We start from the raw sequence: 13,085 nt of genomic DNA, 5'->3' as shown, positions 1-13,085 counted from the left end.
AGTAATAAAATGTTTTTTTACTAAAATTTTTTCAAGATTTGTATGCTTTATATAAACAATAATGATTTAAAAAATATCTGGGTGTAGCGAAGTTAACAATTATTGAGAAACTTTTTTGTCGTATTCTATCAAAAGGAAGAGGTAGAAACAAAGAGAATAACGAGAGTTAAGGAAGAGGGTATACAACTAGTAACCTTCTAAAAATAGGGCTAACATCTTTTTAAAATAAAAGATTAGCTATTATTAAGGAAGGGAAAATATAAAATATTATAAAGAACACCTTCTTTCAAAAAAATAGGGGGGAGTAATATGCGACTGATGAGAAGATGTGTGGCCTTACTAATTGTATTTTTTATCATGGCTCCAACGATTAGCACAAATGTACAGGCAGAAGTTGTAAAAGAGCTTGGAAAGGGGTTTCCTGATACAGAAGTATTCACACCTGGAGAATGGTTTTTAGGCCAAAAACCTGCTAATTATGATGAGAATAAACCGCCAATTCTCTTTGTACAAGGAAGAAATGGTAATGCTGATAGTTGGTATGGAAAGACAGTATATCATGATATAAATGATATGTATGATTATGCTTTAAAAGCAGGCTATCAAACAGTGTTTATACAATTGTATGATGCTGCAGGGAAAGGTTCGGCTAGTCAGTGGGATAACGGAAAATTGTTAGCACAAAAACTTGAAGAAATATATAATCATTTCGGTAAAAAAGTTAATATTGTAGCGCATAGTAAAGGTGGTATTGATACACAAGCCGCATTAGTTGAATATGGTGCGAATCGATTTGTTGGAAATGTTATTACACTTGCTACACCGCATCACGGCTCAAATTTAGCAGATTTGTCATATAGTTGGTGGGCAGGGTGGCTTGCTTCTATATTAGGTCAAAAAGATGATGGTACGTATTCGTTACAAATAGGTGAAATGGCAAAGTTTCGTTCAATAATAGATAACAACCCAGCAGCCAAATTAAACCGTTACTATACGGCTACTGGAACTAGCTGGGGGCCAACATTTTCTGCATTATCTATGGGCGGGTTATATTTATCATCTTACGGTTCAAATGATGGACTAGTAAATGAATGGAGTGCGAAGCTATCGTACGGTACACATTTATTTACAGATTCCAGATTTGATCATGACAATATAAGAAAAGGATCAGCTGTTTTTGCACGAATTGAACCATATTTACGTACGACAAATGTGGGATTACCAGCTTTAGTAGCATCCAGCACTAGTTCAAATGAAAATCTAGAACAATTAAATACAACTTCAAATCAAAATATTTTAGGAGGCGAATTACCACAAAATCAGTGGATAGAGCAAAGTATTTCTGTTGATAAAAAGGCTGAAGGAATAGTTTCTGTACTAACTGCTTCTTCTGATGTAGAAGTACAAATGGTATCTCCAAAAGGAAAAATCTATGCAAATAAAGATAGCGCTATAACTACTGGTGAAGGCGAATCTTTTTTTAATGGGGCGACAATTAGAACGTTTAAGTTTGATAAATTAGAAGTAGGCGAATGGAAAATCAAAATGATGGCGAAGCAGTCGAAAGATGCATATTTAGTTGTAAGCGATTACAAGGATGACGCACCATTTGTTCTTCGAATGCCTACAAAAGTTAAAATAAATAAACCTGAGTATAAACTGAAAAAATCACCTGTAGCACCTGAAATGAAAGGGGATCTTTCCATAACAGTAAGAGTCGTTAATAAAGAAGGTAAGTTAGTCTCTGAATTTAATGAATTACAAAATGTTAATACGAATACATTTACAGGTGCTTTGAAAGATATAAAACAACCGGGAGTATATAACGTTACGATGGATATAAAAGGGATGAATAAAGAAGGAAAACCATATAATCGTACGATTGTTAAGTCGGTTTATGTAGAGAAATAAGGAAGAATAAATAAGTATAATAAAAAAGTGCAGAAATCTTGTGTTAGAAAGAATTCTACACTTTTTTATGTGGGGAGAGATAATAAAAGTTGAAAAAACTGTTATTCAATAAAAAAAGATGCTGAAATAGCATCTGAATGTGAAGAAATAATTTTAACTTAGTTTTGTAACTGTTAATTCAACTGAATTTATACCATTGTCACAAGTTACAATACTTTGACGATTAAAACCACTATTATTTCTAAGTTGAAGAGTTGAATTAGCAGGCACTGTAACAATCGTTTCGCCAACGAGTTGAAGGCATTCGTTATTTGATGAAGTATTCATTTGAATAGCGAAGTCACCTTGACTATTAGCAAGTGGATTGTTATTTAAAAATATAGTTATGACTGGGATATGTGGAAATACAGGATTTAAAGTAGTATTAATACTGGAAATGAACGAAACTCTATAATCACCAGCTTGTCTAAAGTGTATAGTAGTAGGATTTAGTAAGGAAACACCTCCTGCTAAAGGTCCAACGTGATTAAATGGAAAAGGATCTCCAAAAGGAACAGTTATAAATTCAGTTTGCCAAAAAGTTCCGTATGCAGGACAGCTTCGTTTATGTGAATGGTCACATGAACATTTTTTATTTGAACTGGAAGAAGATTTGCATGAGCATTTTTTATACGAGTTTGAAGAATGATAGTATGAACCCAAAATATTACCTCCTATTCTTAATAAATTTAAACCACATAGTAGTTTATGAAGATGAATCACAATTGGCGTGTATGCTTGTACTATAAAAGGAAATAGATTTGGAATATAAAGTGGTCAAATAATGAAGTGTAGTATTTGGGTATTACCTGTAACACCTTTTGAAGATGATAAGGTTTATAATTTGATAGAAAAATAAATGGAATTTCTAAATAGATTGAAGTAACGAGGAAACGTTTATCCCGCTATTTTCCGAGCAGTAAGACTCCCATCTCAAAATTCAGCGAAAGCAAAGAAGTTAGGTGGGGGATGAATTAAACCCCCACTCATTAAAATTTCACTTTACTATATTTATTTAGTCTGACAAAACAGAAATATTACCTTTAGCTGTATGGATGTTATCATTTGGTGAAATTATAATATTTAGATATATTTATATTAGGTTATTAAGTTTATTTTTTATTTGCGTAGCTGAGCAGGGGAAAGTCAGAAAATATAGAATAATATACATATGAAGCATCGTTTGTTTTTGGTGTGAATAGTAATTAAAGATACGCTAAAATATTTAAAATTGTAACGAAAGAGAGATTAAATAATAGAGGGAGCAACTTACATGGAAAATATATTAAAGGTATCTTCAAAATCAAGCCCAAATTCAGTCGCAGGTGCAATAGCAGGAGTACTAAGAACAAGTGGTAATGTGGAAATTCAAGCGATTGGGGCTGGAGCTATAAATCAAGCGATTAAAGCAATTGCGATTGCAAGAGGGTTCGTCGCTCCAAGTGGTATTGACTTAGCTTTTGTTCCAGCGTTTCAAGAGATTTCTATCAATAATGAAGAAAGAACAGCGATTAAATTAATTGTAGGCCCTAGAAAGAAAAGGTCTTAGTAGAAGAGAGCGTTACTATAAGGGAAAAAGGCCAATAGACTTCCCAGGTTAGATACGCTATTTTATGTAACCGATCCTTGGGTGTGGACACGGCATTATACCGGACTCATGTCTGTTAATTTCTCCTTAAATTTAGCGCGTGTTCTAGATACTTAAAAATGCCAAATCCTTTGTGATATAAGGGATTTGGCATTTTTGATGTTTTTAAAAATAAACAACCTTAAAACTGCTCATTTAGAAGATTTAGTTTTAGTAGCGGCCATTGAACGTTTTTATGATAGTTTACCTGATAAATGGTCTTTCTAATTCTTGCAGCTATAGACTGTTCGTGTTGGTATCTATTCAAGTCAATTTTATTACGCTCCATAACCTTTGTTTTAATTTGATTCAGTGTTCCTGCTCCATCTAGTTCGGTTAATATTGCTATAATTTCATCTAGCCATGAAGTGCTGTTGGACATACATATACCTCCTAATAAAACATGTGTACTTATTTTTATTTTAATCTTTTAAATTTATATATTCATATATTGATTCAACAAAATTAGCAAAATATAAATCTATTGATAATATTATTAAAGCGTTGAATGAGAGCTTTATTCTTTCTGAGGATGAGCAAGAGGAAGATATGTATCAGGCTAATATTGATTCGGATTTTAGTAAAGTAAAGATTGCAGAAGAAGAGAAACCGGAAAATCGAAAAAAAAACTAAAATGGAATCTGGTAGGGAAGTATGGCCTCGTGATCCGAAAAAAGCTAAACAAGCTATTAAACAGGCAGAATTTAAATGTGAAATAGATGACACACATGAAACATTTGTATCGGAAGCCAGCCGAAAAAATTATATGGAGGCCCATCATCTAATACCGTTAAGAATGCAACATGATTTTGAAAATAGTTTAGATGTTGTTGGAAATATAGTTAGTATATGTCCGAACTGTCATAGGTTGATTCATTATGGAAGAGACAAAGATAAGAAAAAAGTTTTAGAACTTCTCTTTGAACAAAGAAAAGATTCTTTGAAGAAGTTCGGTATTGAGGTATCTCTCAAAGAGCTATTTGGATACTATGGAATTCTAAAATAAGAATATTCATAGCTATAGTGAAGGTAGAATGTTTCATACTTAAACATAGCTATTATTGTGATGGAAATTTAAATTTCGTCTTTTGAAAGTATCAATAATTTGTATTATTTTTATAGGGTTATATATTTTTCTTTTGCTCTGCTGTATAGCAGAGCTCTTTTTTTTTTGTCGTACAAAAGCCACCTATATATGTGAAGTGCACCCCAATTGTTAGACTGTGTCTAACAATTGGGGTGCACTTCAGTCCTGTCGGGCGGCTTCTTTTAATTTATATTCACCAATTCATTAAACTTAAACTTAGTATTCAAACCAAAGGCATCTGTACAATATATAGTTTTCGTCATCGGTTCAATATGTAATACATTTATGTACATGTCTTGCACCATTCCATCACGATAGTATGAGATATGTATTTCTTCTTCCTCGTGAAAAGATTGCATTAACGCTCTTTCTATTCGTTCCATAGTATCTTGTGTTAAAAAAGGTTTAGGTACTTTATATTGTTCCTCAAACATTCTATGTATTTCCTCGTATTGCTCCGGTATTGAAGCAAACGGATTCCATTTCACCATACCTCTTCCACGTACTACAGGAAAGCTGTTATATCCCATGATGTAATACCTCACTTTTGTTTTTTTAACGCCACTAAAAACAAACATGTGTTCTTTTTTAAGGTTTGAAAAGGGACCATTTTGTTAACATGAATATTCAAAAATAATTTTTTCAAGTTAGAATATTCAAAAACTTATTTATGCAAACAAGCATGTCATGATAACATTTAACAAAAGGGGGTAGAAGTAGATGAGTGTTGACATTATTTCTAAAGAAGAAATCACAAAATTATTAAACGAATGGTATCAAGCTATGATTTCACAACGTGTATTACAGTCTCAGAAAATAAAAGAAGATATTGCAAATAAAATCAATAATATTAAGGAAGACCAAACAATATTAGTCTACTACGCTTTATTGAATGCACGGTATAAACTGCTAATTCGGGATATGGATAGTACAAAAGATATTCTGGACAAAATCGAGCCTTTACCAGAGTCTACAGAAACATTTTTAGAGTACTATCATCATTTATTTAAAGCAATTTACGCTATTAATAAAGCAAACCATAGTGAAGCAAGAATGCAATTTGAAAAAGCTGAAACGTTTTTAGAGTACATGCATGATGAAATTGAAAAAGCTGAATTTAATTATTGGCTTGCAGTCCATTACTATCACGTATTAAAACCGATCCTAGCAGTTCAATTTGCTACAAAGGCGAATGAAGTATTTTCAATTAGTCCAGGGTATGAATTAAAAACTGCAGCATGCTTAAATACTTTAGGAATGGCACACATTCGACTAAATGAATTCGAAAGTGCAGAGGAATATTTACTTTCAGCACTAGGTACCTTCCAAAAATCTAATGATGAACTTCTTATTAAACGAGTTAAGCATAATTTAGGACTTTTATACGCAAGTCAAAACATGCCAGAGTTAGCAATTAAACACTTAGAGGATTCATTAGAAAATAACGCTAAAACTATGTTTCTTTTAGCAAGAGAACATTTTAAGTTAGGTTATAGTCATATCGCTAATGAATATATTGAGAATGGCTATAAGATTAGCGACTTATGTTATCGTCATCATTTCCGAATTTTAAAAGCAGTACATAACTATGTACCGCAAGAAGAATTAGAAAATGTGGTTATAGAAGGTATTTCGTATTTTGAAAAAGAAGAATTATATGATTGGGTAAAAGAATATGCTTCTCTTTTAGGTGAAAGATTCTATGGTTCAGAAAATCACAGAAAAGCAAGCAAGTATTTGCACATCGCTTTAGATGCAGACAAAAAGAGCATAGAAAGAAGGGCGCTAAAATGAAAAAAGCAATCTTATTAATGATGATGTTATCCGCTGTTTTTACTTTTGGTCTTACTAATGTAAAAGACATACCACAAAACGAAGCAATTGAAGTGTTTATGGATCATGGAGAACATATTTAAAACCTAAGGAAGAGGGCGCTTATAGTGTCCTCTTTTTAATATCTATTATTTATATGATGAGGTTGCAGGTACGTCTTTTGGTTATTGTTTGATAAACGTAAGATGTTTCTAAAAATGTGTATACAAAGGTGTAATTTTGTACTGTATATGTTCACGTACTATATAAAAAAGTATGAAAATCTATAAAAATAATTATTTCAATAAAATTTGTTTTAGATATTAAAAAGTGCCAAAACCCTTGTGGTATAAGGGGTTTGGCACTTTTGTGTTTTTTATATTTTATCAAATAAACAATTCTAAAACTGTTCATTCTTCTCCCAAGATTCAACGATATAATGTGCGATCGTCGGATTGAAGCCTTTACCAACTAAAAACATAATCGCAGCAACTTCTGTTAATGCGTGTTCATGTGATGTATGTTTTGCTTCATTTAAACCGTAATCTACCCATGGTTTTACGAAATCTAGTACGGGTTTCTTGAAAGGTAAAAACTGTGTACCGACAACTTGTTGAATTTGTTGTTGTGTTGGTTCAGTAATTGGTCCAGGTGGTAAGATTTGTGGTTGTGTAATGTCTAGTGTTGGTCCAGGTGGTAAGATTTGTGGTTGAGTTGGATCTATTGTTGGTGGTTTAGGTGGTGAGACACGTGCGTCGTAGTTTGGTTGATACATTTGTTGTTGGTATTGCGGTTGTTGTGGTTGAGTTGTGTATGGGTTTTGTGGTGCTGCATATGGATTTTGTTGATATTGTTGTTCTTGGTTTTGTGGTGCTGCATATGGATTTTGTTGATATTGTTGTTCTTGGTTTTGTGGTATTACATATGGATTTTGAGGATATCGCTGTTCTTGATTTTGTGGTGCTGCATATGGATTTTGAGGATATTCATAATTTGGACGTGTGTCATATGGATTTTGTTGAAATTCAGTTTCTTGGTTTTGCGTTGTTGCATATGGGTTTTCGTCATATTGTGGTTCTTGCTGTTGTAACTCTTGTTCTTCGTATTGTTCTGTGTATCTCTGTTCTTGTTGTTGAGGATACAATGGTTGCCTTGGATAAGGCGGTTGATTATTATAGAACATGTTTATTCCTCCTTCATGATGATGCCTACCACCTAGTGTATGGGCGGACAAGAAAATATGTGATGAAAAAATGCGGGCGTGTTACAATAAGTAACTGGGTGAAGATAAAATGACAAAACAAGAAAAAATTCAAAAAACAATTACTTTTGTAAAACATATTTTAGAAAAAGATGCGAGTGGGCATGATTGGTATCATATTGAACGTGTACATAAAATGGCGATTTCTTTATCTGAGCAAGAAGGTGGAAATCGTTTTATAATTGAAATGGCAGCATTACTTCACGATGTGGCAGATGAAAAGCTAAATGAAAGTGAAGAAGCAGGAATGAAAAAAGTTTCTGATTGGTTAGAAGAGCTACGGGTTGAAGAAGAGGAAAGTAAACATATTCTTCATATCATCGCCAATATGTCTTATAAAGGTGGCCATGGCGGCACAGTAGAGTCACTTGAAGGGAAAATTGTTCAAGATGCGGATCGTTTAGATGCTCTTGGTGCAATAGGAATTGCTCGTACATTTGCATATGGTGGGGCGAAAGGGAGATTAATGTATGACCCAACTATTCCGCCGCGTGAAGAAATGACGAAAGAAGAATATAGAAAAAATAATGATCCATCTTTAAATCATTTTTATGAAAAACTTTTGAAATTAAAAGATTTAATGAATACGAATGCAGCAAAACAAGAGGCTGAAATTCGTCATCGTTATATGGAACAGTTTATTGAACAATTTATGAAAGAGTGGAATGCACAAATATGAAAATGTTAACTGTGGAGAACTTATCAAAATCATATGGGGAAAAGCCGTTATTTGATGGATTATCATGTAGTATTACAGAAGGACAACGTGTCGGAATTATCGGTGTAAACGGAACTGGTAAATCGACATTATTAAAAATTATTGCAGGATTAGAAACTCCTGATACAGGTGATATGACGCATTCACGTGGGTATACAATTAGTTATTTATCACAGCAACCAGAGTTTGATGAAAAACTAACAGTATTAGAGCAAGTGTTCCATGGTGATACACCTTTAATTCGTCTTCTTCGTGATTATGAAAAAGCACTATTAAATATTGAAAAAGATCCAAGTAATGAAAAAGTACAGGAACAATTATTTGCAGTGCAGCAACGTATGGATGCAATGAGTGCATGGGAAGCAAATGCAAGTGCGAAATCTCTTTTAACGAAATTAGGAATTACAGATTTCACTGCAATTGTTGGGAATTTATCTGGTGGACAGAAAAAACGTATCGCAATGGCACAATGTTTTATTGAAACACCTGATTTATTAATTTTAGACGAGCCTACAAACCATCTTGACCATGAGACAGTTGAATGGTTAGAAGAATATTTAGCAAGATATACAGGTGCGGTATTACTTGTAACCCATGATCGTTATTTCTTAGATCGTGTGACGAACCGTATTTTTGAATTAGATAATGGTAAATTATATAGCTACGAAGGAAACTATAGTACATTTTTAGAAGCGAAAGCACTTCGTGAAGAGCAAGAATTGGCACAAGAATCGAAACGCCAAAATTTATATCGTCGTGAACTTGCTTGGATTCGTCGTGGTGCAAAAGCCCGTTCTACGAAACAAAAGGCGCGTATTCAGCGTTTTGATGAGCTAAAGGAACTAGAAGGACCAGCTGCAAAACAGTCAGTTGATATTGCACTTAGCGGTAGCCGTCTTGGGAAAAAAGTACTTGAGTTAAAAGATGTAACGAAAAAATTTGGTGATAAAACGGTATTAAACAACTTTAATCATATCGTGAAACCAGGCGATCGCATCGGAATTATTGGAGCGAATGGAAGCGGGAAATCTTCGCTATTAAATATGCTTGCAGGTAAGTTATCTCCTGATAGTGGTGAAATTGAAGTTGGGCAAACTGTAAAAGTTGCTTATTATACGCAAGAAAATGAAGAGATGAATTTAAATCAGCGTATGATTGAATACATTAAAGAGATTGCAGAAGTTATTCATACGACAGATGGAAAAGTAATTGGTGCATCTCAAATGTTAGAACGTTTCTTATTCCCGACGCATTCACATGGTACACCGCTTGGTAAACTATCTGGTGGTGAAAGAAGACGTTTATATTTATTACGTATTTTAATGGGAGAACCAAACGTACTTTTACTTGATGAACCTACGAATGATCTAGATACACAAACATTAACAGTACTAGAAGATTATTTAGAAGATTTCCCAGGTGTCGTTTTAACTGTATCGCATGACCGTTACTTCTTAGATAAAGTAGTAGATGAACTGTTCATCTTTACTGGCGGAGGCGAAGTGCGTGAATTCCTAGGTAGTTATACAGATTATTTAGAAATGGAAAAAACGAGAGAACTTATGGAGAAAGCGGAAGTTCAAAAAGAGAAAAAAGTAGTAGAAGAAGCTCCAAAACAACAACGTAAACGTAAACTTTCATACAATGAGCAGCGTGAATGGGAAACAATTGAAGATACAATTGCCGAACTTGAAGAAAAAATTGAGTCAATTGGAGAAGAACTTGCGAAAGTTGGATCTGACTTCACAAAGGCACAAGAATTATCTGAAGCACAGCAGAAAACAGAAGAAGAGCTAGAAAAAAAGATGGAAAGATGGAGTGAACTATCAGACATCGTTGAAGGATTAAAATAAAAACAAGCTGCATATATTGAAAAGTAAAGAGAAAAACTTTACACTATTGGTAGAACCTATTTTAGGAGGGAAAAAATGAGAACATCTAATCCAATGTTGAAAAAAGAGGCATTCCGTAAAGAGGGAGCAAGTGCTTCTGCGATGACGATTGGCGGAACAGTAGGCAAAACGTTTATTATGCTTATCTTGCTACTTGCAACGTCTGTCTATTCATACATACAGATGATGCAGGGGACGATGAAGATGCCAGTATTAATTGGTGCTTTAATCGTTGCGGCAATCATCGCATTTGCGTCTATGTTCTTCCCGCGCATTTCACCTTTTGGTGCACCAATCTATGCAGCGGTAGAAGGGGTTGTGTTAGGAAGTATTTCAGCAGTTTATACAATGAAATTTGGCGATTCTATCGTTTTAAATGCTGTATTACTAACAATCTCAATTCTATTTGCAATGTTAGTGTTATATGCAACACGCGTAGTAAAAGTAACGGATAAATTCCGTACAGGCGTGATGGCAGCAACACTTGGAATTATGGTTATGTATTTAGTCGTATTCCTACTAAATATGTTTGGCGTAACTGTTCCATACATTCACCAAGGTGGTACAATCGGTATTATTATTAGTGCAGTTGTTATTGTAGTTGCTGCATTAAACTTATTACTAGATTTCGATTTAATTGAAAATGGTGTACGTAGTCAAGCTCCGAAATATATGGAGTGGTACACTGCGATGGGACTAATGCTTACATTAGTATGGTTATACTTAGAAATTCTTCGTTTCGTTTCTTACTTTACGAAAAATGACTAATAAAAAAATCCTGCATGAGAAATGCAGGATTTTTTTATTTTTAAAGATAAATTGATTTCATGGTATAATATGGATATTGGTAACTTGAGTTAAGGGGGGATGGAATATGATGAAAGAGAAGAAAGGGATTATGAAAAAGCTATTTTCTAAAAGTTTTTTCATAGAACTAGATGATGCTTTAACGTATCCATCATCAAAAGTCATTACTTCAGCAATAGAGAGATATGCGGCTGAATGCAATGAAAGACTAAAATTTGAGAGTAAAGTTAAACCGATTACTTTCTACTTAGAAAATGTAATGTACCGTGCTGAAATAAAGATGGCTCGCGGAGGATATTACATATCTTGTACTGAAGTGTAATAAATTTTGAAACTATACATGTTTGAACTATGTATGGTTTCTTTTTTTGTTTTGTAAGGTCTAAAATAATACTTTTTACTTACGGATATATCATTTTGTACTTTTTACCATTCAAACATTTCTCCTTACAATGAAGAAAAACATGTGAGGTGGTATAACTTATGATGAATCGAGTTGTATTAATCGGTAGATTGACAAAGGAGCCAGAATTATACTACACAAAACAAGGCGTCGCTTATGCACGAATATGTGTTGCGGTGAATAGAGGATTTCGAAATAGTTTAGGTGAACAACAAGTCGATTTTATTAATTGTGTTGTTTGGCGCAAATCGGCTGAGAATGTAACTGAATATTGTAAGAAGGGATCACTCATTGGGATTACAGGGCGTATTCAGACTAGTAATTACGATGATGAACAAGGCAAGAGAATATATAGAACTGAAGTTGTGATTGAGAGTATTACCTTTTTGGAGAGAAGGCGGGAGGGGGCATCGTAATAAAAGGTGATTTTAAGTAATAGCTTCGGAAAAAATTGTGGAAAGTATTTTAATAAACTTAAAGAGGGGATACCGCCAGCTTTTTTGAAAAAACAAGTAAAGAGTATACAAAATTTTATAACGTTTTTTGGCTAATCCAGTAACAAACGAGAACCATAAAACCCATCACAGGATAGGAATGTATAAAAAGATGAATCGAGTGATAGAAAATAAAAAAGGGATTCCTTCTGAGAGTAAGGAATCCTCCTTTTTGTTGCAACCGATAATGAGACGTTATGTTAATTAGAAATGTATACGATATTCATAAAATCCGAACTGTTCAATTTGTTAAAAAAAACTATAGTTGAAATTCTTTCTTTATAATTTCAGCTACTTCTGTAGCATTTAAATTCGTATTATTGATCCTTATATAATTTTTCTCTGTAATTTCTCCTTCTCTTGAATTTAATCTAAAATTTTCAAATGTGCTTAATAAATTTTGTTCAGATTGTTCAATCTTTCTTTTCGTTGGCTTATGTTCAAGTCGATGAGGTGTTTTATTTCGTTGAAGTCTTTCTTCTACATCAGCTTCTAATTCAACAAAATAAATATCAACCCCTTGGGAACGAAAAATATTACATATACTTTCAACATCATCCCAATCTTTCTTTTCATTAAACGCCCATACGTATGTAAAAATCATTCCATAATGTTGACTCTTTGAAAATGATTGAAATATTTCCTTTCGGAAAAGATGGGTTAATCGCCACATTTCCGAAGAGAATCCATACAATGGCTCCAATAAATCAATTGTCATATGGTTATGAAATAATTTTAAATCAGTCATCTTTGCTAGTTCTTGTCCAACTGTCATTTTCCCAACTGCTTGTGGCCCAAATATCAAAACAAACTTTTTCATCGAATTCCCTCCAAAAAATAATAAGACATTAATTATAAAATAAGAGATTCTGTAAATGTATCACAATCAAAATATTTTGTAGAATCTATATACTTTTCTGCCTTTTGTATTTATAAAAATAGTTGTCTTCCAATAACGAAAAATATGGTGCGACAAGAAGTCGCATTCCCACAGGGTAGCTTCTGCTACTAGATTAGATGCAAAGTCTATCTCC

The 13,085-nt window shown here is 33.5% G+C and carries 15 protein-coding genes; 10 read left to right on the top strand and 5 right to left on the bottom strand.

Annotated features, from left to right (window positions below; genetic code table 11):
- The first annotated feature begins 309 nt into the window (after nt 1-309).
- Nucleotides 310-1,911, top strand: coding sequence for an esterase/lipase family protein (locus QO049_RS20210; RefSeq protein ID WP_097861828.1), 1,602 nt, complete (start codon nt 310-312; stop codon nt 1,909-1,911).
- Nucleotides 1,912-2,064: 153 nt separating this feature from the next.
- On the opposite strand, the gene QO049_RS20205 is transcribed toward QO049_RS20210, so the two are convergent.
- Complete coding sequence (locus tag QO049_RS20205) at nt 2,065-2,613, bottom strand: hypothetical protein (protein ID WP_000536153.1); 549 nt, start codon at nt 2,611-2,613, stop codon at nt 2,065-2,067.
- A 610-nt stretch (nt 2,614-3,223) separates the two neighbouring features.
- Between QO049_RS20205 and QO049_RS20200 the strand changes: the two genes are divergently transcribed.
- A complete protein-coding gene (locus QO049_RS20200) occupies nt 3,224-3,499 on the top strand; it encodes a stage V sporulation protein S (RefSeq protein WP_000427801.1) in 276 nt (91 codons plus the stop codon).
- 220 nt (nt 3,500-3,719) lie between these two features.
- On the opposite strand, the gene QO049_RS20195 is transcribed toward QO049_RS20200, so the two are convergent.
- Nucleotides 3,720-3,959: a hypothetical protein gene (locus tag QO049_RS20195; protein WP_000071988.1), complete on the bottom strand. Its 240-nt coding sequence runs from the start codon at nt 3,957-3,959 to the stop codon at nt 3,720-3,722.
- A 210-nt stretch (nt 3,960-4,169) separates the two neighbouring features.
- On the opposite strand from QO049_RS20195, the gene QO049_RS20190 reads away from it, so the two are divergent.
- Nucleotides 4,170-4,583 (top strand): HNH endonuclease, encoded by a 414-nt coding sequence (locus tag QO049_RS20190; RefSeq protein WP_232487518.1) that lies wholly within the window; start codon nt 4,170-4,172, stop codon nt 4,581-4,583.
- A 263-nt stretch (nt 4,584-4,846) separates the two neighbouring features.
- Here the strand turns inward: QO049_RS20190 and QO049_RS20185 are convergent, their stop codons facing one another.
- On the bottom strand, nt 4,847-5,194 hold the full coding sequence (locus tag QO049_RS20185; RefSeq protein ID WP_000541074.1) for a YolD-like family protein: 348 nt from the start codon (nt 5,192-5,194) through the stop codon (nt 4,847-4,849).
- Nucleotides 5,195-5,384: 190 nt separating this feature from the next.
- Here QO049_RS20185 and QO049_RS20180 point away from each other — a divergent pair, with 190 nt between their 5' ends.
- Both QO049_RS20180 and QO049_RS20175 read left to right on the top strand, forming a co-directional pair.
- The gene (locus tag QO049_RS20180; protein WP_000109862.1) at nt 5,385-6,458 is read left to right on the top strand and encodes a response regulator aspartate phosphatase; all 1,074 of its coding nucleotides are present in this window, start codon (nt 5,385-5,387) and stop codon (nt 6,456-6,458) included.
- The gene (locus QO049_RS20175) at nt 6,455-6,580 is read left to right on the top strand and encodes a hypothetical protein (protein WP_000709202.1); all 126 of its coding nucleotides are present in this window, start codon (nt 6,455-6,457) and stop codon (nt 6,578-6,580) included. Before QO049_RS20180 ends, QO049_RS20175 begins: the two co-directional genes overlap by 4 nt.
- A 296-nt stretch (nt 6,581-6,876) precedes the next feature.
- Here the strand turns inward: QO049_RS20175 and QO049_RS20170 are convergent, their stop codons facing one another.
- Nucleotides 6,877-7,659, bottom strand: coding sequence for a hypothetical protein (locus QO049_RS20170; RefSeq protein ID WP_000499720.1), 783 nt, complete (start codon nt 7,657-7,659; stop codon nt 6,877-6,879).
- Between the two features lie 109 nt (nt 7,660-7,768).
- On the opposite strand from QO049_RS20170, the gene QO049_RS20165 reads away from it, so the two are divergent.
- The 5 genes from QO049_RS20165 to QO049_RS20145 all read left to right on the top strand — a co-directional run bounded on the left by QO049_RS20165 (nt 7,769) and on the right by QO049_RS20145 (nt 11,973).
- Nucleotides 7,769-8,416 carry an HD domain-containing protein gene (locus QO049_RS20165; protein WP_000165966.1) on the top strand — a complete coding sequence of 216 codons (648 nt, stop codon included), beginning with the start codon at nt 7,769-7,771 and terminating at the stop codon, nt 8,414-8,416.
- Complete coding sequence (locus QO049_RS20160; RefSeq protein ID WP_000783178.1) at nt 8,413-10,308, top strand: ABC-F family ATP-binding cassette domain-containing protein; 1,896 nt, start codon at nt 8,413-8,415, stop codon at nt 10,306-10,308. Before QO049_RS20165 ends, QO049_RS20160 begins: the two co-directional genes overlap by 4 nt.
- A gap of 75 nt (nt 10,309-10,383) precedes the next feature.
- The gene (locus QO049_RS20155; RefSeq protein WP_001260655.1) at nt 10,384-11,115 is read left to right on the top strand and encodes a Bax inhibitor-1/YccA family protein; all 732 of its coding nucleotides are present in this window, start codon (nt 10,384-10,386) and stop codon (nt 11,113-11,115) included.
- A gap of 106 nt (nt 11,116-11,221) precedes the next feature.
- Nucleotides 11,222-11,476 (top strand): DUF4318 domain-containing protein, encoded by a 255-nt coding sequence (locus tag QO049_RS20150; RefSeq protein WP_000975130.1) that lies wholly within the window; start codon nt 11,222-11,224, stop codon nt 11,474-11,476.
- 161 nt (nt 11,477-11,637) lie between these two features.
- Nucleotides 11,638-11,973: a single-stranded DNA-binding protein gene (locus tag QO049_RS20145; RefSeq protein WP_061655194.1), complete on the top strand. Its 336-nt coding sequence runs from the start codon at nt 11,638-11,640 to the stop codon at nt 11,971-11,973.
- A 337-nt stretch (nt 11,974-12,310) separates the two neighbouring features.
- On the opposite strand, the gene QO049_RS20140 is transcribed toward QO049_RS20145, so the two are convergent.
- Nucleotides 12,311-12,871 carry an AAA family ATPase gene (locus QO049_RS20140; RefSeq protein WP_246962617.1) on the bottom strand — a complete coding sequence of 187 codons (561 nt, stop codon included), beginning with the start codon at nt 12,869-12,871 and terminating at the stop codon, nt 12,311-12,313.
- Nucleotides 12,872-13,085 lie beyond the last annotated feature (214 nt).

This window comes from Bacillus sp. RB3, assembly GCF_030164735.1.
Classification (GTDB): Bacteria; Bacillota; Bacilli; order Bacillales; family Bacillaceae_G; genus Bacillus_A; species Bacillus_A cereus.
The sequence above is the reverse complement of the archived record's forward strand: the minus strand, read 5'-3'. Positions and strand labels throughout refer to the sequence as shown.